This window comes from Nocardia sp. NPDC058244 (genome assembly GCF_042882065.1).
Classification (GTDB): Bacteria; Actinomycetota; Actinomycetes; order Mycobacteriales; family Mycobacteriaceae; genus Nocardia.
On sequence record NZ_JBHVWX010000004.1, the window covers coordinates 311,630 to 331,385 of the forward strand.

19 protein-coding genes are annotated in these 19,756 nt (G+C 70.1%); 11 read left to right on the plus strand and 8 right to left on the minus strand.

All coding sequences use genetic code 11. The features are described 5' to 3' along the window. Positions 1-73 precede the first annotated feature (73 nt). Positions 74-1,366, plus strand: coding sequence for a GDSL-type esterase/lipase family protein (locus tag ACFVW6_RS14580; protein WP_378827640.1), 1,293 nt, complete (start codon positions 74-76; stop codon positions 1,364-1,366). A gap of 4 nt (positions 1,367-1,370) precedes the next feature. Here ACFVW6_RS14580 and ACFVW6_RS14585 read toward each other — a convergent pair whose 3' ends face one another. Beyond that, entirely contained in the window at positions 1,371-1,739 is a 369-nt protein-coding gene (locus tag ACFVW6_RS14585) for a hypothetical protein (RefSeq protein ID WP_378827638.1), read from the minus strand. A gap of 160 nt (positions 1,740-1,899) precedes the next feature. Here ACFVW6_RS14585 and ACFVW6_RS14590 point away from each other — a divergent pair, with 160 nt between their 5' ends. After that, on the plus strand, positions 1,900-2,304 hold the full coding sequence (locus tag ACFVW6_RS14590) for a DUF1801 domain-containing protein (protein WP_378827636.1): 405 nt from the start codon (positions 1,900-1,902) through the stop codon (positions 2,302-2,304). Here the strand turns inward: ACFVW6_RS14590 and ACFVW6_RS14595 are convergent. Further along, positions 2,301-3,101 (minus strand): metallophosphoesterase, encoded by an 801-nt coding sequence (locus tag ACFVW6_RS14595; protein WP_378827634.1) that lies wholly within the window; start codon positions 3,099-3,101, stop codon positions 2,301-2,303. The two genes, ACFVW6_RS14590 and ACFVW6_RS14595, sit on opposite strands and share 4 nt — an antisense overlap. Positions 3,102-3,143: 42 nt before the next feature. Further along, positions 3,144-5,618 carry a phosphoketolase gene (locus tag ACFVW6_RS14600; RefSeq protein WP_378827632.1) on the minus strand — a complete coding sequence of 825 codons (2,475 nt, stop codon included), beginning with the start codon at positions 5,616-5,618 and terminating at the stop codon, positions 3,144-3,146. A 165-nt stretch (positions 5,619-5,783) separates the two neighbouring features. Here ACFVW6_RS14600 and ACFVW6_RS14605 point away from each other — a divergent pair, with 165 nt between their 5' ends. The 5 genes from ACFVW6_RS14605 to clpX all read left to right on the plus strand — a co-directional run bounded on the left by ACFVW6_RS14605 (position 5,784) and on the right by clpX (position 10,832). Then, positions 5,784-6,338, plus strand: coding sequence for an FKBP-type peptidyl-prolyl cis-trans isomerase (locus tag ACFVW6_RS14605; RefSeq protein ID WP_378827630.1), 555 nt, complete (start codon positions 5,784-5,786; stop codon positions 6,336-6,338). Positions 6,339-6,475: 137 nt separating this feature from the next. Beyond that, positions 6,476-7,840, plus strand: coding sequence for a trigger factor (gene tig / locus ACFVW6_RS14610; protein ID WP_218721480.1), 1,365 nt, complete (start codon positions 6,476-6,478; stop codon positions 7,838-7,840). Between the two features lie 187 nt (positions 7,841-8,027). Continuing rightward, positions 8,028-8,603 carry an ATP-dependent Clp protease proteolytic subunit gene (locus tag ACFVW6_RS14615; protein ID WP_030202569.1) on the plus strand — a complete coding sequence of 192 codons (576 nt, stop codon included), beginning with the start codon at positions 8,028-8,030 and terminating at the stop codon, positions 8,601-8,603. Positions 8,604-8,645: 42 nt separating this feature from the next. Beyond that, positions 8,646-9,311 carry an ATP-dependent Clp protease proteolytic subunit gene (locus tag ACFVW6_RS14620; RefSeq protein ID WP_218721479.1) on the plus strand — a complete coding sequence of 222 codons (666 nt, stop codon included), beginning with the start codon at positions 8,646-8,648 and terminating at the stop codon, positions 9,309-9,311. Between the two features lie 240 nt (positions 9,312-9,551). Beyond that, a complete protein-coding gene (gene clpX / locus ACFVW6_RS14625; RefSeq protein WP_218721478.1) occupies positions 9,552-10,832 on the plus strand; it encodes an ATP-dependent Clp protease ATP-binding subunit ClpX in 1,281 nt (426 codons plus the stop codon). A 75-nt stretch (positions 10,833-10,907) separates the two neighbouring features. Here clpX and ACFVW6_RS14630 read toward each other — a convergent pair whose 3' ends face one another. Next, positions 10,908-11,717 (minus strand): hypothetical protein, encoded by an 810-nt coding sequence (locus ACFVW6_RS14630; RefSeq protein ID WP_355277094.1) that lies wholly within the window; start codon positions 11,715-11,717, stop codon positions 10,908-10,910. Between the two features lie 290 nt (positions 11,718-12,007). Beyond that, complete coding sequence (locus ACFVW6_RS14635; RefSeq protein WP_378827626.1) at positions 12,008-12,202, minus strand: hypothetical protein; 195 nt, start codon at positions 12,200-12,202, stop codon at positions 12,008-12,010. 179 nt (positions 12,203-12,381) lie between these two features. Here ACFVW6_RS14635 and mihF point away from each other — a divergent pair, with 179 nt between their 5' ends. Beyond that, the gene (gene mihF / locus ACFVW6_RS14640; RefSeq protein ID WP_019045768.1) at positions 12,382-12,696 is read left to right on the plus strand and encodes an integration host factor, actinobacterial type; all 315 of its coding nucleotides are present in this window, start codon (positions 12,382-12,384) and stop codon (positions 12,694-12,696) included. A 79-nt stretch (positions 12,697-12,775) separates the two neighbouring features. Here the strand turns inward: mihF and ACFVW6_RS14645 are convergent, their stop codons facing one another. Next, complete coding sequence (locus ACFVW6_RS14645; RefSeq protein ID WP_378827624.1) at positions 12,776-13,972, minus strand: FHA domain-containing protein; 1,197 nt, start codon at positions 13,970-13,972, stop codon at positions 12,776-12,778. 275 nt (positions 13,973-14,247) lie between these two features. Between ACFVW6_RS14645 and ACFVW6_RS14650 the strand changes: the two genes are divergently transcribed. Then, on the plus strand, positions 14,248-14,925 hold the full coding sequence (locus ACFVW6_RS14650; protein ID WP_355277103.1) for a TetR/AcrR family transcriptional regulator: 678 nt from the start codon (positions 14,248-14,250) through the stop codon (positions 14,923-14,925). Next, the gene (locus tag ACFVW6_RS14655; RefSeq protein ID WP_378827621.1) at positions 14,922-15,497 is read left to right on the plus strand and encodes a GNAT family N-acetyltransferase; all 576 of its coding nucleotides are present in this window, start codon (positions 14,922-14,924) and stop codon (positions 15,495-15,497) included. The genes ACFVW6_RS14650 and ACFVW6_RS14655 overlap by 4 nt, the downstream gene beginning before the upstream one ends. Positions 15,498-15,744: 247 nt before the next feature. On the opposite strand, the gene ACFVW6_RS14660 is transcribed toward ACFVW6_RS14655, so the two are convergent. After that, positions 15,745-17,292 carry an FAD-dependent oxidoreductase gene (locus tag ACFVW6_RS14660; protein WP_378827619.1) on the minus strand — a complete coding sequence of 516 codons (1,548 nt, stop codon included), beginning with the start codon at positions 17,290-17,292 and terminating at the stop codon, positions 15,745-15,747. Beyond that, the gene (locus ACFVW6_RS14665) at positions 17,282-17,902 is read right to left on the minus strand and encodes a helix-turn-helix domain-containing protein (protein ID WP_316573868.1); all 621 of its coding nucleotides are present in this window, start codon (positions 17,900-17,902) and stop codon (positions 17,282-17,284) included. The genes ACFVW6_RS14660 and ACFVW6_RS14665 overlap by 11 nt, the downstream gene beginning before the upstream one ends. A 193-nt stretch (positions 17,903-18,095) precedes the next feature. Here ACFVW6_RS14665 and ACFVW6_RS14670 point away from each other — a divergent pair, with 193 nt between their 5' ends. Further along, positions 18,096-19,724, plus strand: coding sequence for an FAD-binding oxidoreductase (locus ACFVW6_RS14670; protein ID WP_378827616.1), 1,629 nt, complete (start codon positions 18,096-18,098; stop codon positions 19,722-19,724). The last annotated feature ends 32 nt before the right edge of the window (positions 19,725-19,756 follow it).

A 19,756-nucleotide genomic window follows, 5' to 3' on the forward strand; every position in this document is an offset into this window, starting at 1 on the left:
ACCCGCCGGTACGGCGCCGCTTTTACTGTTACCCCCGATAACGGTCGGGTGGTGACTCTGGAGGTTGTGCGGCGTGGGGAAGTGGGCGGTTCTCGGGGCCGCGATGGTACTGGCCGGATCGATGTCGACCGGGATCGCCGGGGCAGCGCCGAGCACCTGCGACGAACCCGCCTGGGTGGGCAGCTGGATGGCGGCGCCCTCCGATTCGCTCAGTGCCGCCGACCCGTCGCTGATTCCCCAGCTGTCGCTCTCGGACCAGACCTATCGCGTGGTGATCACGCCGCACCGGGGTGGCTCGGAGCTGCGGGTCCATCTGACCAATCGCACCCGGCCGATCGCGATGACCGTGGGACACGTGACGGTGGGGGCCCAGAGCGCGGGCGCGGCGGTGCGCCCCGACTCCGTGCGCGAGGTGACCTTCGGCGGCGAGCGGGCCGTGACCATCGCGCCGTGGAGCGATGTGGTGAGCGACCCGGTCCGGCTCGAGTTCGAGGCGTTCGCGCCGCTGGCGGTGAGCGTGCACGCGCCCGGACTCGCGGTGCTGCCGACCGAGCATTTCAACGGCAACGCCACCAGTTATTACAGCCTCCCGTTCGCCGGTGATCACACCACCGATCCGTCGGGCGCGCTGCTGCCGTTGAGCACAACCGCGGTGCCGTTCGTCTCGGGTCTGGATGTGCGGGCGCCGGGGGCGGTCTCGACCATCGTGGCCTTCGGCGACTCGATCACCGACGGCTATGTGTCGGCCACCTACCTCGGCACCCCGCAGGACCCGAGCGTGATCGATCGGAACGTGCGCTATCCCGACTTCCTGCAGCGCAGGCTCGACGCCGCGGGCAAGCCGTTCAGCGTGCTCAACGCGGGGATCTCGGGCAACCGGGTCACCCGCGACGGCTTCATCCCTCAGTTCGGGCCGCACGCGGGCGCCCGGCTGCAGGCCGACGTCATCGACAAGGCCGGGGTCAGCGAGGTGATCGTGCTCGAGGGCATCAACGATCTGGGGATTCCGATCGGCGCGGGCTACGACGAGGTGGTCGCCGGGTACACCGGCCTGATCGACCGCCTGCACGCCGCCGGGCTGCGCGTCCACCTGGGCACCCTGCTGCCGACGAGCAACGCCCTGCTGGACGGCATGGCCACGCTGCCGTACGCGAATCCGGTGCGGCAGCGGATCAACGCCTGGATCCGGACCCAGCGGCTGTCCGACAGCGTGGTGGATTTCGATGCGGCGCTGCGGGATCCGGCGAACCCGGACGTCCTCGATCCCCGCTACGCGGGCGCGGACAACCTGCACCCCAACGCGGCGGGCTACCGGGCGATGGCCGAGGCGATCGACCTCGACCGGTTCCTTCCCGTCTGCGGCTGAGGGCTCAGGCGCAGCGGAACCGGAACTCGGTACTCACCTGGGTGCCCGCGGCGACCTGCAGGCGCGCCGGTGCGGTGTCGGCCAGCGCGCACCCGCCGGGCACGGTGATCACCCTCGCCTCGTAGCAACCGTCGGGCAGGGCGGCGGTGGCGCGGCCGTCGGGGCCGCTGGTCAGGGTCGTCACGACCTGGGTCTCACCGCAGCGGGTCACCGTGATCTCGGCGCGGTTGACCGGGATCGGGTCCCGGCCGGTGAAGGCCAGGACGCTCAGGGTCCCGGCGGTTCCGGTCCCCGGCGGCGCCGGATCGGCGGCGGCCAGCCCGGCGCCGACCAGCGGACAGAGCACGGACAGGGCGAGCATTGTTCGGCGCATGAACCTCTCCTCGGCGATGAGTCGGGTCGTCCGGTGCGATGGTAAGCCCGTTTCGCCAGGTCGCGGCCCGCTCGCCCGGGATGTCGAGTTGACGATTCGGCGACGATCCCGCCGGGCGCGCTGCCCGGACACCGGCCCGCCGATGTGTCACCATCGATCGGTGACCTACGTCGCCGATCCGCGCGTGGACGCCTACATCGACGCGCTCCCCACCTGGCAGCAGGCCGTCTGCCGCCAGGTCCGCGACCTCGTCCACGCCGCCGACCCCGAGGTCGTCGAAACCGTGAAACGGCGCGTGCAGCCCTATTTCGTCCTCGACGGCAATATCTGCGCGCTGCTCGCCGCCAAGACGCACGTCAACATCTTCCTCTACGACGGCGCCATCGTCCCCGACCCGGACAACATCATCACCGGCGGCCACGACAACAAGACCGCGCGCACCGTCGCCGTCTACGAGGGCCAGACCCTCAACGACCGCGCCCTGAGCAAGATGCTGAAACAGATCATCGCCGACAACCGCGCTGGCGGCTGGCGCAAGATCAAACAGGCCCGCGGCGAGGACTAACTGCCGGGAGTGATGCCGGCGCGTTCGCTCCAGATCTGTTCGGCGGGGACGGAGATCGTGGTCAGTTCGGGGTAGCGCAGGGCGGAGAGGGTGCCGCCGAAGACGGCGCCGGTGTCGAGGCAGAGGGTGTTGTTGACCCAGGTCAGTTTGGTGACGGGGGTGTGGCCGTAGAGGACGGTGGCGGCGCCGCGGTAGTCCTGGGCCCAGTCGTAGCGGATGGGCAGGCCGTGTTCGTCGAAGTCGCCGGTGGGGGAGCCGTAGAGGGCGAAGGAGCGGGCGCGGCCGGAGGTGCTGCCGTGCAGGCTTTCCGGCAGGCCGGCGTGGGCGACGACCAGCTTGCCGCGGTCGAGCAGATAGTGGCTCGGTAGCTCGCGCAGGAAAGTGTGTGCGGCGGCGCGGAATTCGGCGTCTTCGGTGGCCAGCTGGGCCAGGGACAGCTCGAGACCGTGGGCGACGCGGACATTGCGTCCGTCCAGCGCGCGCACCAGTTTGTACTCGTGGTTCCCGGTGACGCACAGCGCGGTGCGCGCGGCGACCATGCCCATCGCCAGGCGCAGCACACCGGGGGTGTCGGGGCCGCGGTCGACGAGATCGCCGACGAAGACCACCGTGCGCGCCTCCGGGTGCGCGGCGCCGATCGCCCGGCCGCGCTCGTCGCGCTCGAGGATGTAGCCGAGTTCGCCCAGCAGGGTTTCCAGCTCGCCGCGGCAGCCGTGTACGTCGCCGATCACGTCGAAGGGGCCGGTGAGGTCGCGACGATCGCGGGGGAGGGTGTCGGGGCGGCGGGGCTCGGTCATCGACTCCATCGTCGTGCAGCGCGGGCCCGCGCCGCAACCGCGTTACGTCACAGTGGGGATCGCGGCCTCGGGCCAGACCCAGTTCGCGACGACCGGGATGTCCTCGCCGTGCTCCCTGGTCCAGCGCCGGGCGATCAGCCGGGCGTCGACCATCTCCTGGCGCAGACCCGCCGCCCGCGCGCGCAGGCCGGGCACCCGATCGATCACGTCGAGCACCAGGTGGAAGCGGTCGAGGTCGTTGAGCATCACCATGTCGAAGGGAGTGGTGGTCGTGCCCTTCTCCTTGTATCCGCGCACGTGCAGTTCGGCGTGGTTGGTGCGGCGATAGGTGAGCCGGTGGACCAGCCAGGGGTAGCCGTGGAAGGCGAAGATCACCGGGCGGTCGATGGTGAACAGCGCGTCGAACTCGGCGTCGGGCAGGCCGTGCGGGTGTTCGCCTGCGGGCAGCATCCGCATCAGGTCGACGACATTGACCACCCGGACCCGCAGGTCGGGCAGCCGATCGCGCAGGATCGCGGCGGCGGCGAGCGTTTCCAGGGTGGGGATGTCGCCCGCGCAGCCGAGCACCACGTCGGGGGTGGTGCCGGGGTCGTCGTTGTGGCAGGCCCACTCCCAGATCCCGACCCCGCGGGCGCAGTGCAGCGCGGCCTCGGACACCGAAAGCCAGTCCGGCCCCGGCTGTTTGCCCGCGACGACCACATTGGCGTAGTGCAGCGAGCGCAGGCAGTGGTCGTAGGTGGACAGCAGCGTGTTCGCGTCCGGCGGCAGGTACACCCGCACGATCTCGGGACTCTTGTTCGCCACGACATCGAGGAACCCCGGGTCCTGATGGGTGAATCCGTTGTGGTCCTGGCGCCACACGTGCGAGGTGAGCAGATAGTTCAGGCTGGGGATCCGGCGCCGCCACGGCACCGCCAGGCTGGCGTCGAGCCACTTGGCGTGCTGGTTGAACATGGCGTCGACGATGTGGATGAACGCCTCGTAACAGGTGAACACCCCGTGCCTGCCGGTGAGCAGGTAGCCCTCCAGCAGGCCCTGGCACAGGTGCTCGGAGAGCACCTCCACGGCGCGGCCGGTCGGCGACAGGTCGACATCCCAGCAGCCGACCTCGGCCTGCCAGTCCCGTCCGGTCACCTCGAGGATGTCCTGGAGCCGGTTGCTGACCAGTTCGTCCGGGGCGAGGGTGAGGAAGTTGTGCGGATTGCGCACCGTGACATCGCGCAGCCAGCTGCCCAGCACCCGGGTCGCCTCGTGCGGTCCCGACCCGGGCCGCTCGACGGCGACACCGTACTCGCGCCAGTCCGGCAGGTCCAGATCGCGCACGAGCAGCCCGCCGTTGGCGACCGGGTTCAGGCTCATCGGCCGGTCCGGGATCTGGCTGAGCACGGCGGCGACCGGGGCGCCGTGCTCGTCGAACAGTTCTTCGGGGCGATACGAGCGCAGCCACTGCTCCAGCACGCGCCGGTGCCGAGGGTTGGTGCGGGCCGCGGGCAGGGGAACCTGGTGGGCGCGGAAGGTGCCCTCGACCTGTTCGCCGTCGACGACCGGGGGACAGGTCCAGCCCTTCGGTGTGTGCAGCACGATCATCGGCCAGCGCGGCCGGGTGGTGTCGCCGTCGACGCGGGCCGCGCGCTGGAATCCGGCGATGCGGTCCAGGCAGGTGTCCATCGCCGTGGCCAGCGCCTGGTGCACCGGGGCCGGGTCGTCGCCGGAGACGATCAGCGGCTCGTAGCCGTAGCCGCGCAGCAGCGCGACCAGTTCGTCGGTCGGGATGCGGGCGAGGATCGTCGGGTTGGCGATCTTGTACTCGTTGAGCGCCAGGATCGGCACCACCGCGCCGTCGCGCGCCGCGTTGAGGAATTTGTTCGCGTGCCAGCTGGCCGCCAGCGGGCCGGTCTCGGCCTCGCCGTCGCCGATCACGCAGAACACCGTCAGATCGGGATGATCGAGCGCGGCGCCGTAGGCGTGCAGCAGGCTGTAGCCGAGTTCGCCGCCCTCGTGGAACGAGCCGGGCGTCTCCGGCGCGCAGTGGCTCGGCACGCCGCCGGGGAAGGAGAACTGGTGGAACAGCCTGCGCATGCCGTGGCTGTCGCGCGCGATGTCGGGGTAGAGCTCGGTGTAGGCGCCCTCCAGCCAGGCACAGGCGTTCGGGCCGGGGCCGCCGTGGCCGGGGCCCGCCACGTACACCGCGTCGAGCCCGCGACTCCGGATCACCCGATTCGCATGCGCCCACACCAGATTCAGGCCGGGCACGGTGCCGAAATGGCCGAGCAGGCGCGGCTTGATGTCCTCGGCGCGCAGCGGCTCGCGCAGCAGCGGATTGCGCATCAGATAGATCTGGCCGACCGCGAGATAGTTGGCGGCCCGCCACCAGGTGTCCACCGCGACCAGCTCGTCGCGGGACAGTGGGCCGGGGGCGTCAATGAGGACGTAGGGCTGCGGGGCGATGGTCTCGCCGTCGCCGCCGCCCACGTTGTCGGCGGCGGTGTCGGCGTCGAGATCGCTGGTCCGGGTCATCGCGGACTCTCCTCGTACTCGGTGAGCTGCGGCGCCGTCCGCGCCGCCGGGACCTGCACGGGGCGCCGATTCGGCACTCGGCGACACCGGTGGAGAAACGCACCGCCGAGCCTACCGCCGTGCCCGTTCCCGGCGCCGCGCCCGCGGTCTATTACTGTGCGGGCCATGCATTCTCTCGGCAGGATCATCGGCATCGGACTCGTCGCGGCCGCCGCGATCGCGACAGCGGCGTGCGGCTCGGACTCGGATACGGCGAGTTCGCCGAGCAGCAGCACCGCCGCCGCGGGCCAGTCCACGGCCAGCAAGGGCCGCGAATGCACCGCCGACGACATCAAGGTCAGCGGTGGCTACGGCGACGCACCGGAGATCACGATTCCCGACTCCTGTGATCCGCCCAAGACCCTGATCGTCAAGGACCTCGTCGCGGGCAACGGCCCCGGCGCGGTCGCCGGTCAGCCGCTGACCATGAACTACGCGCTGGTCACCTGGTCGGACAAGGAGACCCTGGACAGCTCGTTCAAGCGTGGCAAGCCGTTCCAGCTGACCCTCGGCGCCGGCCAGGTCATCGAGGGCTGGGACCAGGGTCTGCTCGGCGTGCAGCAGGGCGCGCGCCGGCTGCTGATCGTGCCGCCGAACCTCGGCTACGGTGCGGGCGGCAACGGCGTCGCGCCGAACGAGACGCTGGTCTTCGTCACCGACGCGGTGCAGGTCGGCCGCTAGCCGCCGCCCAAACAGCCGCCGATTGCACGACCGCGAAGGCGGTCAACTACCCTGGTCGGGATGCGTTCGTCGCACCGACTCATGGCGCGACGTCCCATGCGGGGACACCACTGAACTACGAACCAAGGAGCATGTCCGTGAAGAGCACCGTCGAGCAGCTGAGCCCGACCCGGGTCCGGATCAACGTCGAGGTGCCCTTCGAGGAGCTGAAGCCCGACTTCGACAAGGCGTACAAGGCGCTGGCCCAGCAGGTCCGCATCCCCGGCTTCCGTCCGGGCAAGGCTCCGGCCAAGCTGATCGAGACCCGTGTCGGCCGTGGCGCCGTGCTGGAGCAGGTCGTCAACGACGCGCTGCCGGGTCGCTACGCCGAGGCCGTGCAGTCCGCCGAGGTGAAGGTCATCGGCCAGCCCGAGATCGAGATCACCAAGATCGAGGACGGCGAAGAGCTGGCGTTCACCGCCGAGGTCGACGTGCGCCCCGAGATCGCGCTGCCGGACTACTCGGGCCTCGAGGTCACCGTCGACGCGTTCACCATCGAGGACGCCGACATCGAGCAGCAGCTCACCTCGCTGCGTCAGCGCTTCGGCACCCTGACCGGTGTCGAGCGCGCCGTGCAGGACGGCGACTTCGTCTCGATCGACCTGTCGGCCACCGTCGACGGCGAGGACGTCCCGGAGGCGGCCACCACCGGCCTGTCGCACGAGGTCGGTTCGGGTCAGCTGATCGAGGGCCTCGACGAGGCGATCACCGGTCTGTCGGCCGGCGAGTCGAAGGAGTTCACCTCCACCCTGGTCGCCGGTGAGCACGCCGGTAAGGAAGCCGTCATCACCGTCACCGTGCAGTCGGTGAAGGAGCGCGAGCTGCCCGAGGCCGACGACGAGTTCGCCCAGCTGGCCAGTGAATTCGACACCATCGACGAGCTCAAGGAAGACCTGAAGGGCCGCGTCGAGCGCGTCAAGAAGGTCGAGCAGGCCGGTCAGATCCGCGACAAGGTGCTCGACACCCTGCTCGAGACCGTCGAGGTCCCGCTGCCCGAGGCCGTCGTCAAGGCCGAGGTCGACGCGGTGCTGCACGACGCCGTCCACGGCTTCGACCACGACGAGGCCAAGCTGGCCGAGGCGCTCGAGGCGCAGGGCTCCTCCCGCGAGGAGTTCGACAAGGACACCCAGGAAGCCGCCGAGAAGTCGGTGAAGACCCAGCTGCTGCTCGACGCCATCGCCGAGGCCGAGAACACCCAGGTCGGCCAGCAGGAGCTGACCGAGCGAATCCTGTTCCAGGCCCAGCGCTACGGCATGTCGCCGGAGCAGTTCATCCAGCAGGTGCAGCAGGCCGGTCAGCTGGGCGCGGTGTTCGCCGACGTCCGTCGTGGCAAGGCGCTGGCCGGTGTCGTCGGCCAGGTGAAGGTCACCGACTCCGAGGGCAACGTGGTGGACACCACCGAAATGTTCGGTGACCCCGCGGATTCCGCCGAGACCGAGCAGGTCGAGGCCGCCGCCGAATAAGTTTTGTGATGCCGGTGTGACCGGTACCCCACAGGGGGTGCTTGGATTGCGCTGTGAGCGAAGAAGGGCGGTACCGGGAGTTCGGTGCCGCCCTGCTTCGTTACTGTTTGTGACGACGAACCGTATGGCCGTAGCAATCGGTGAGAAGAGAAGGCAGGTATCCGTGACAATCAACCAGGCAGGGGTCATGACAGCCGCTACTGCTGGTCTCAACCTCAGTGATTCGGTGTACGAGCGGCTGCTGCGCGAGCGCATCATCTTCCTCGGCACGCAGGTCGACGATGACATCGCGAACAAGCTGTGCGCGCAGATCCTGCTGCTCTCGGCCGAGGATCCGACCAAGGACATCTCGCTCTACATCAACTCCCCGGGTGGCTCGGTCACCGCGGGTATGGCCATCTACGACACGATGCAGTTCGCCGAGTGCGACATCAAGACTGTCGCGATGGGCCTGGCCGCGTCGATGGGGCAGTTCCTGCTGACCGCGGGCACCAAGGGCAAGCGTTTCGCGCTGCCGCACACCCGGATCATGATGCACCAGCCGTCGGCGGGCATCGGTGGTTCGGCGGCCGACATCGCGATCATGGCCGAGCAGTTCGCCCACACCAAGCGCGAGCTCAACGAGCTGCAGTCGCTGCACACCGGCAAGTCGGTGGAGCAGGTGACCGAGGACGCGGACCGCGACCGCTGGTTCACGGCGAAGGAAGCCCTCGAATACGGCTTCATCGACCACGTGGTCACCCACGCGAACCAGGCGAAGTAACGCCGCCGTCCCCCCTCACTCGAGACAAGCTTGGAGATAAAGATGGCCAACCTCTTCGACCCGCGCGCCGGACATGGCGGCTCCGCTGCGGGCCTCCCGCAGGCGCGCTACATCCTGCCGCAGTTCACCGAGCAGACCTCGTTCGGTGTCAAGACGTCGGACCCGTACAACAAGCTCTTCGAGGAGCGCATCATCTTCCTGGGCAACCAGGTCGACGACGTCTCGGCGAACGACATCATGGCGCAGCTGCTGGTGCTGGAGTCCCAGGACCCCGACCGCGACATCACCATGTACATCAACTCGCCCGGTGGCTCGTTCACCGCGCTGATGGCGATCTACGACACCATGCAGTACGTCCGCCCCGACGTGGTGACGGTGTGCCTCGGTCAGGCCGCCTCGGCCGCCGCGGTGCTGCTGGCCGCCGGTGCGCCCGGTAAGCGCGCCGCGCTGCCCAACGCGCGCATCCTGATCCACCAGCCGTCCTCGGGCGGCGTGCAGGGCCAGGTGTCCGACCTCGAGATCGCCGCGGCCGAGATCGAGCGGATGCGCCGCCTGATGGAGGTCACCATCTCGCGCCACACCGGCAAGTCCGAGGAGCAGGTCCGCAAGGACACCGACCGCGACAAGATCCTGACGGCCGAGGAGGCCAAGGAGTACGGCATCGTCGACCAGGTCTTCGATTACCGGAAGCTCAGCGGACAGAAGTGACACGCCCGGGCCCGTCGCCCGATCTGGGCGGCGGGCCCATCTTTTTTCGACCGTGGGCCTCACAATGGTGAGAACCCGCACAACGCTTCACAGAAACATGCGCGAGTTGTCGACCTCTCTCGCGCACACCAGGTACGGTCGACTCAGGGACCACTGCTCTGATTGACGGCACCGAAACGTATTTCCGGCCCAATCGGGGGACGACGGTCGCACTCGGACAAGGAAGTAGGGACCTACGAGATGGCGCGCATCGGAGACGGCGGCGATCTGCTCAAGTGCTCGTTCTGCGGAAAGAGCCAGAAGCAGGTCAAGAAGCTCATTGCGGGCCCCGGGGTCTATATCTGCGACGAGTGCATCGACCTCTGCAACGAGATCATCGAGGAAGAGCTGGCCGAGTCGAGCGAGGTCAAGCTCGACGAGCTGCCCAAGCCGTCGGAGATCCGGGACTTCCTGGAGAACTACGTCATCGGGCAGGACACGGCCAAGCGCACCCTCGCGGTCGCGGTCTACAACCACTACAAGCGCATCCAGGCCGGCGACAAGGGCCGCGACAGCCGCGGTGAGACCGTCGAGCTGGCCAAGTCGAACATCCTGATGCTCGGCCCCACCGGCTGCGGTAAGACCTACCTCGCGCAGACGCTGGCGAAGATGCTGAACGTGCCGTTCGCCATCGCCGACGCCACCGCGCTCACCGAGGCGGGCTACGTCGGTGAGGACGTCGAGAACATCCTGCTGAAGCTCATCCAGGCCGCCGACTACGACGTCAAGCGCGCCGAGACCGGCATCATCTACATCGACGAGGTCGACAAGATCGCCCGCAAGAGCGAGAACCCGTCGATCACCCGCGATGTCTCCGGTGAGGGCGTGCAGCAGGCGCTGCTGAAGATCCTGGAGGGCACCCAGGCGAGTGTGCCGCCGCAGGGCGGTCGCAAGCACCCGCACCAGGAGTTCATCCAGATCGACACCACCAACGTGCTGTTCATCGTGGCCGGCGCGTTCGCGGGCCTGGAGAAGATCATCTCCGACCGCACCGGGCACCGTGGCATCGGCTTCGGCGCCGAGGTCCGCTCCAAGGCCGAGGTCGACACCGACGACCACTTCGCCGACGTGATGCCCGAGGACCTGATCAAGTTCGGCCTGATCCCCGAGTTCATCGGCCGCCTTCCGGTCGTCGCCTCGGTGACCAACCTGGACAAGGAATCGCTGGTCAAGATCCTCTCGGAGCCGAAGAACGCGCTGGTCAAGCAGTACGTGCGGCTGTTCGAGATGGACGGCGTCGACCTCGAGTTCACCACCGACGCCCTCGAAGCGGTCGCCGACCAGGCGATCCTGCGCGGCACCGGTGCCCGTGGCCTGCGCGCCATCATGGAGGAAGTCCTGCTCCCGGTGATGTACGACATCCCCGGCCGCGACGACGTCGCCAAGGTGGTCGTGAACGCCGACACCGTCACCGAGAACGTCCTCCCGACGATCGTCCCGCGCAAGACCCAGCGCACCGAGCGCCGCGAGAAGTCGGCGTAGAGCCCACACAGCGCCATCGACAGAGGGCCCCTGCTCCAGCTGGAGCAGGGGCCCTCTGTCGTGTGTGGTTGTTCGCTAGCTCTCGCGAAAGGCGGGCGCCGCGGAGAGGAGGTCCTCGGCGTCGTCGGAGGGGATCTCGGCCGAGGCGCGGGCGATGGCGGTGCTGTAGCGGGCGCTGGCGGCGTTGTGGATCATCAGGGCCACGCCGATCATGACCGGGGCCACGGCGTGGACGGCGGCGTCGTACCAGTGTCCCGCGCTCAGGTGGGGATAGGTGTTGAGGGCGATGGTGAGCGAGAGCAGGAACAGTTCCGCGACCAGCACCTGGGTGCGGTTGCCCATCACGCCCCACTCGGCCACCCGGGTGGTGCCGATCATGATGATGACCAGGCAGACGCTGATCATGGCCTCCAGGCCGAAGCTGGCCCAGTAGAGCGGGTCGCTCGGGCCGCCGGGGGCGATGTTGTGCTGGACGTTCACCGCCGACCACAGCATGCCCGCGATGACCACGCCGGCCAGGGCACGCAGCGACCAGGTGCGGTGCTGGTAGAGCGAGGCCAGCCGGGCGCGCGGGTTGGATTCGCGGCGCTGGGCGGCGATGGCCTTGCGGGCCAGCATCACGTCCGCCATCTCGGCCCGCTCCATCTCGGCGGTGGTCTCGCGCAGCCGATCGGCGTGCATGGACGCGGCCTTGATCTGCTTCCAGCGCTGGTCGCGCTCGTAGGTGCGGATCTTCTCGGCGAGCTCGCGCTCAGCGCGCAGTTCGTCTTCCGACAGTGCGTCGGTCAGGGCCGGATCGGACTGGTAGGCGATGCGCCGCCTGGCCCGTTCGACCCGGACAGGCAACGCAACGACCTCGTCATCGAGCGGGTGTTCCTCGCGCATCGCAACTCCAAGTAGCAAAGGGGTTCGCCGGGTCGCGTCATTCTTGCGCATGGAGCCGGGGAGAGCACAACCGCGGGCCGGATTTCTCGCCGACCCGCCGCTGCCGGAAACGTCTGGCGCACAACTGTGTAGCTGTCATCGCACATCCACGGGGAGACGGTGACGACCGGTGACCGGTCGCGCCCGGGGTCGAGGAGCTTCGTTGATCCTCCGTGGTTCGCCGTTGAACCTTGGTCCCGTTTTGTGCTTCTGCTGGTGTTTCGTCGCAGCTGGGCGCGGTGTTACGTGGATCACCCCGCGGAGAAATCGCCGTACTTCGGTGCCCCGTCGGCGCGGTAGCTCGCGATGAAGACGTCGAAGTCCTCGTCGTCGAACGGGGCCGACCAGCCGCCGCGGGTGAAGCCGTCGACGGTGTCCTCGTCCGGCCCGCCCGGCGCCTGGGAGACGCCGTCGATGGTGCGGAACTGGGTCAGGGAGAGCTCCATGGCGCCGATCCTTTCGTCCGTTTCGTCCGTCTTGCAGGTCGTTCACCCATTACGACGGGCCCAGCACGCAAAACTCATCGGCGTATCCTCGCGGTGTGTCGGACTGGTGCTGCCGTTCGGTTGCTGTTTACTCGGTCCGTCAATCAGATGTTCGAGTGACGAGTGGAAGCGGAGGAGACATGGCACTGCCTACGATGACCGCCGAACAGCGCACCGAGGCGTTGGCCAAAGCGGCTGCCGTGCGCAAGGCGCGCTCGGAACTGATCGGCAAGGTGAAGGAGGGCAAGGTCACCGTCGCCGATCTGCTCAAGAAGGCCGACAGCGACGACCTGGTCAAGAAGACCAAGGTCGCCGCCGTGATCAAGGCGCTGCCGGGTGTCGGCCCGGTGAAGGCGGCCAAGCTGATGGATCAGGCCGAGATCCCCGAGGATCGCCGCATCGGCGGCCTCGGTGCTCGCCAGCGCGCGGCACTGCTGGACGCCCTCGAGGCCTGAGCCGAATCGCGGTCCGACGCCCGTGGACGCACAGCGTGCACACCACGGGCGTCGGGACAGTTCGGCCCGATGAGCTGGTTCAGACGCAGTAGGTCAGCAGGAAATCGTTGATGCGCAGGCGCCAGCCCGGTTGCAGTTCGATGGGCAGGGTGCCGACGCGCGACCAGCGTTCGGAGTCGGGGGCGGCGAAGAACGTGCCGGAGGTGGCGGGGGCCTCCCGGACGAACACCTTGCCCCGGTCGGGGGCGACGAAGGCGTGGACCCGGGACACGAGCCGGTCGCGTTCGATCAGGATGGGGGTGGCGGCGGCGGCCCGCACCGATTCGTCGCCGGAGGGGTTACGGCCCAGGACATAGGGCCGATCCAGCGGATAGCTCAGCCCGTCCTCGGTGACGAGGGCGCCGCGCGAGCTGGTGGGATGCGGTCCGGACTTCCCCAGTGCGACGGGCTCGGCCCGCTTCGCCGCGTCCAGGGCCTGGGACCAGGCCAGCGGCGCGTTGGTGGCGGGGGAATTGCGCGGACCGGTGCTGACGGTCTCACCGTCGACGGTCGCCGGGCGCGAGCCCGTGCTCACCGTCTCGCCGTCGGGATCACCCACCTCGGGGGCGGCCACGAAACCGGTTGCCGGACCGGAGGATCCGGCCTCGGCGCTGGGGACGGCGAAACCCGCGGTCGCCGGTCTGGCCTCCCCGTTCTCGGTATGACCCGCCGGTGTGCGCAGGGCGCGGAAGCCGGTGGCCTCGGTGGGCGGCGGCTCGTCGATCGCCTCGACCCGGCGCGGCGCGGGATTGCGGCGCCGTCCGAGGTTGAGCACGAATCCGTTGCCGGTGACGATGCCGGCCCGCAGGTCGGTGCGTGGATTGGCGCTGGTCGGGTCGGCCATCTCGGCGCCGACCGCGATCCGGCGGACTGGCTCACGGATGATCTCGTCGACCCAGGTGAAGGCGCGGTCGCCGGCCAGACGGCGGTTGCCCTCGGCGCCGGAGATCTCGGCGATCACCGCGCCGCGCAACAGGATCAGCATCCCGTCGGCGGTCGGAGCGAGGACGCCGAACGGCGGCGGGGCGGACGCGCCGCCGAAGACGACGCCGGCCAGTCGCTGGGCCAGCGCGGCGCCGGGCGCGGAGGCCGCGGTGCTCATCGCGACGGTTTCGACCGCGCCGAGTAGTCGGTCGGTGGACGGGGTCTCACCCGCGAGATACATGACGACGTCGCCGAATCGGGCGACGATCCCGGTACCGGGCACGATGGCCACGGTAGACGAATGCGCGCGCATCAATGCCTCCTTGTCGGACTGGCCTTTGCCAGCATAGATCGAGTCGTCGCGTGCGGTTGCGGGATGTGGCCGCGAACAGTGGGCGAACAGGGGCCCACCTGCGGTTTCGCGGAGGGGAGTCGGGATCGATGCGGTACCGGCGCAGCGGTTTTCGGCGGGCCGGGCAACCCGTGCGCGCGGCGGGCGGGCGCAGCGAGGCCCGCGGGAGTCGTCCATCGAGCCGTACGAACATTGTTCGTGTCAAACGTCGTTCGTGGCCCACGTATGATCGGCGCATGAACGCCGCACCCGTCAGCCGCCGGGCCCGACCGGCGAAAGCGCCGTTGAGCCGCGAGGTCGTCATCGAGACCGGTCTGCGCATCCTCGACAGCGACGGCCTTGCCGCGCTCACCATGCGCCGGGTCGCCCAGGAACTCGACACCGGCGCCGCGTCGCTCTACGTCTACGTCGCCAACCGCGACGACCTGATGACCGGCATGCTCGATCACGTCCTGTCCACCGTCACCACGCCCGCCGACGGCGACTGGCGTGCGCGCCTGACCGCCGTCGTCGAGCGCGCCATCGAGGTGCTCGGCAGGCACGAGGGGCTGGCCCTGGTCGCGTTCGGCCGGATCCCGACCACCGAACACGCGCTCGGCCTGATCGAACAGCTGCTGGCGTTACTGCGCGAGGGCGGCCTCGATCCGGCGACCGCCTCCTGGGCCGTCGACCTGATCCACCTGCACATCACCGCCGAGGCGGCCGAGCAGGCGGCCTACAACACCCAGGGCGGCACCGAGTCGGACTACCTCGCCGAGATCGGCGGGCGCTTCGCCGAACTGCCCGCCGAGCGCTACCCGACGATCGTCGCGCTGCGCGAGCAGATGCTCGCGGGCGACGGCGACGCGCGCGGCCGGTGGGCGCTGCGCGCCATGCTCAACGGCATCCTCGCCACCCCGGTGGACGCGCGATGACCGGCGTGGACGAGTCGGGGATCGCCGAGCGACCGCGGGCGAGCGGCGGTCCCCTCCGGCCCGCGACCGAGGCCGAGATCCCGGTGCTGCAGGAGATCGAGCAGCGCGCGGGCGCCCCGTTCGCCGCGGTGGGCATGACCGCGGTCGCCGACGACGACCCGCCGCCCGCCGACACCCTGCGCGAATACATCACCGCGGGGCGCGCCTGGGTCTGGCCCGACGAGACCGGCCGCGCCATCGGCTACCTGGTGCTCGGCATGGTCGACGGCGAGCCGCACGTGGACCAGGTCTCGGTGGACCCGGCCCACGCCGGGCTGCGCATCGGCAAACGCCTGATCGACCACGCCGTCCGCTGGGCGAAAGAGCGTGGGCTGCGCGAGATCACCCTCACCACGTTCACCGAGGTCCCGTGGAACGGCCCGTACTACGAGCGGCTCGGGTTCACCTACATCCCGGTCGCCGACGAGACGCCGGAGCTGCGTGCCATCCGCGCCGCCGAGAGCGCCCACGGTCTCGACGAATGGCCCCGCGCCTGCATGCGCGCCGACCTGGACACCTGGATCTACGGCTGACGGTCGCCCGGCCGCGGATGCAAGTGGCCGGGCGATCGGCGCAGGGTGGCTCGGTCCGCCGGACCAACCGCGTCGCGCCTGGGTGGCAGTCGGTCGGACCGCTGTGCGAAGCCGCGCCCGGGTGGCAGTCGGTCGGACTGTTGCGCCCAGCCTCACCGGGGGTGGCGGTCGGTCGGGCCAGTGCGCGAAGCCGCACCGGGGTGGCGGTCGGTCGCGCCAGTGCGCGAAGCCGTGCAGGGCGGCGCTGTCAGCTGCCGACGACAGCCCTGGCGAAAGCGGCCTCCGCGGCAGGCGTGGCGGCGGCGCGGTCCTCGGGGACCAGGCCGATGCGGGTGCGGCGGTCGAGCAGGTCGTCGATGGTGAGGGCGCCTTCGTGGCTGATGGCGAAGTCGAATTCGGCGGCGGTGACGTCGATTCCGGGGGCGACCGGCTCGCGCAGCGACGGGTCGGCCAGCCACGCCGAGACGATCCGGCCCGCCTCGCTGCCGTAGCGCTCGATCAGGACCGGGGGCGCGTCGATGCGGTCGCGGGCCGCGCCGGCGACGGCGCCGACCAGGGGGAGCCTGGTCGTCCGGCAGGCCGACGCGGGCAGTCCCGCGTGGGCGACGGCGGCGTCGACGGCGTCCTGCGCCATCTGGCGGTAGGTGGTGAGCTTGCCGCCGACGACGGTGATCAGGCCGTCGGGGGAGGTGAGGACCGCGTGCTCGCGGGAGATGTCGGCGGTGCTGTCGTCGGCGGTCTCGAGCAGCGGGCGCAGACCGGCGAAGCGGCCACGGATATCGGCGCGGGTCAACGGTTCCCGCAGCGCGGTGTTGATGGTGTCGAGCAGGAAGTCGATCTCGGACTCGGTGGGCTGCGGCTCGTCAGGGATCGGACCGGGCGCCTCCTCATCGGTGAGACCGAGGTAGACGCGGCCGTGCGCGGCGGGCAGGGCGAACACGAAGCGGCTGATGCTGCCGGGGACCGGCACCGTCAGCGCGGCGCTCAGGCCGCCGAACGCGGCGGCGTCGAACACCAGGTGGGTGCCGCGGCTGGGCCGCAGCTTGATGCTGTGGTCGACCTCGCCCGCCCACACACCGGTCGCGTTGATCACCGCGCGGGCCCGCACGGTCAGCGTCTCGCCGGTGATCGTGTCGCGCAGCTGGACCGAATCACCGCTCGCCGTCACGGCTTCCGCCCTGGTGAGCACGGTCGCGCCGTGCGCGGCCGCGGTGCGGGCCAGGGCGACGACCAGGCGCGCGTCGTCGACGAGCTGGCCGTCCCAGGCCTGCAGGCCGCCGCGCAGGCCCTCGCGGCGCACGGTCGGGGCCAGGCGCAGCGCCTCGGCGGCGGCGACCCGGCGGGAGCGGGGCAGGGTGTCGGCGGAGGTGCGGGCGGCGACGCGCAGCGCGTCACCGGCGGCGAAACCCGCGCGGATGAGCGCACTCTGGGACGCCTTGATGCCGGGCAGCAGCGGCACCAGCTGGGGCAGCGGGCGCACCAGATGCGGCGCGGTGGTGCGCAGCATGACGCCGCGCTCGACCGCGCTCTCGTGCGCGATGCCGACCCGCCCGCTCGCCAGGTAGCGCAGGCCGCCGTGCACCAGCTTCGAACTCCAGCGGCTGGTGCCGAACGCGAAGTCGGTGCGCTCGATGAGCAGCGTGCGCAGTCCGCGGGAGGCGGCGTCGAGCGCGACGCCGGCGCCGGTCACGCCGCCGCCGATCACCAGCACGTCGACCTCGGGGCGATCGCCCAGCGCGGTCAGGTCGGCGGTGCGGCGGGTCGCGTGCAGGGCGGCCTTCGAATCAGGAGTCATCACAGTCCTTGTCGCGAGGAGGGAGCAGGTAACCCTCGATCGCCCTCGACAGCTCCGCGTCGAACTGCGCACCGGCCAGCAGCGGCTCCACCGTGCCCGCGGACTGCACCGCGGACTGGGTGATGAGCAACAGCATGGTCGCCATCTGCTCGGCATCGCCCGCCCGGATCGAACCGTCGTCGTGGCCGAGCCGGATCGCGGTCGCGAACAGCTCGATCAGCGTGCGCTGGTTGCGCCCCAGCCTGCCGAACACATAGGTGAGCATGAGGTCGGTGTCGGTCCGGAAGATCTTGGCGAACACCGCGTTCGCCCGGATCGCGGCCGCACCGGCGACGATGCCGCGCACCAGCCGATCCCGGCCGAGGCCGATCTCGGGCATGGTCTCGCCGACGATCGTGCGTAACTCACGGACCAGGAGCTCGGCGATCAGCGACCCGGTGTCGGGCCAGCGCCGGTACACCGTCGGCCTGCTGACCCCGGCGCGGCGCGCCACCTCGGTGAGCGTGGTGCGACGGACACCGAAATCGACGACACAGGCGCGCGTGGCATCGAGGATCGCCACGTCGGTGGGCGAGAGTTGCTCGTCCGCGTTGGTTGCGATGTCGATCATCGTGCTTCACCCCGGTGTGTTCGGCGGCGCCGGAAGGGGCGCCGTGGTCGAGCTGGAACGCTCAAGGGTATCGAGCGGGCCAGCGGGGTCGGTGTCGTGAATGCGGGGCAGTGACATCCGACAGCGATCGGATGTCGACTCGAGGACATATCGTACTGGTTACTGCTTGACACTATATGTCAGAATGTAACGCATGGTCGAGACGCAACCCGAAAATTCCGGTGCCGCCACCCTGCCGCCGAGTATGGTGTGGGACGCCTGGGGTGTCCCCGCAGGACACCAGCCCCTGTCGGCGCAGATCCGCGGCCTGCTCGCGCAGGTGTTCGGCATCTCGGGCGAGCCGGTGGCGCGTCGCGACGAGGGCGACGTGCCGCTGCGCCCCGCCGCCCTCACCGACACCGACCGCGCCGGGATCGCCGCTATCGTCGGTGACGAAAATCTCAGTACCGAGAATGTCGCCCGGCTGCGTCACGCGGGCGGCAAGAGCACCCCCGATCTGCTCCGGCGCCGGGCCACCGGCCCGCAGGACGCGCCGGACGCCATCGTCTTCCCGGCCGATCACGCGCAGGTCATCGCGCTGCTGGCCTACTGCTCCGAGCACGCCGTCGCGGTCGTCCCGTTCGGCGGCGGCACCAGCGTGGTCGGCGGCGTCGACCCGGTGCGCGGGCAGTTCGACACCGTCATCGCGCTGGATCTGCGCAGGCTCGACACCCTCACCGGCGTCGACCCGGTGAGCGGGCTCGCCACCCTCGGCGCCGGCCTCACCGGTCCGCAGGCCGAGAAGCTGCTCGGCGCGCACGGGCTCTCGCTGGGGCACTTCCCGCAGAGCTTCGAATTCGCCACCATCGGCGGGTTCGCCGCGACCAGGTCGTCCGGTCAGGCCTCGGCGGGCTACGGCCGCTTCGACGACATGGTCGAGCGCCTGGTCGTCGCCACTCCGCAGGGCACCGTGGAACTCGGGCGCGCGCCCGCCTCGGCCGCCGGGCCGGACCTGCGGGAGCTGTTCGTCGGTTCCGAGGGCACCCTGGGCATCATCACCTCGGTCACGCTGCGCGTGCACCCGGTCCCGGCGACCACGGCCTACCAGGCCTGGTCGTTCCCCGACTTCGCCACCGGCGCTGCCGCGCTGCGCACCCTGGTGCAGACCGGCGCCGCGCCGACCGTGCTCCGCCTGTCCGACGAGGCCGAGACCGGGCTGAACCTGGCCCGCTCCGGGGACATCGGCGGCGCGCCGGTCACCGGCTGCCTGGCCATCACCACCTACGAGGGCACCGAGGCGCACGTCGCCGCCCGCGCGCTGGAGGCGAGCGGGCTGCTCACCGCCGCCGGTGGCATCGCGCTGGGTGAGGCGCCTGCCCAGCAGTGGGAGCACGGCCGCTTCGCCGCGCCGTACCTGCGGGACGCGCTGCTCGACGTCGGCGTGCTGTGCGAGACCCTGGAGACCGCGACCACCTGGGCGAACCTGTCGAACCTGAAGACCAAGGTGACCGGGGCGCTGATGGATTCGCTCGGCGCGCAGGGCACGCCCGCCCTGGTGATGTGTCACATCTCGCACACCTACCCGACCGGCGCCTCGCTGTACTTCACCATCGTCGCCAAGCAGCTCGACGATCCGATCGCGCAGTGGCGGATCGCCAAGTCGGCGGTCGGCGACGCGATCATCGCCGCGGGCGGCACCATCACCCATCACCACGCCGTCGGCGCCGACCACCGTCCGTGGATGCAGTCGGAGATCGGTGACCTGGGTGTTCGCGTCTTGCGCGCGGTGAAGCGGGAACTCGACCCCGCCGGCGTGCTGAATCCTGGAAAGCTGGTGCCGTGAGGGAGTCTCGGCGAGCGATCCAGAACCGTCGC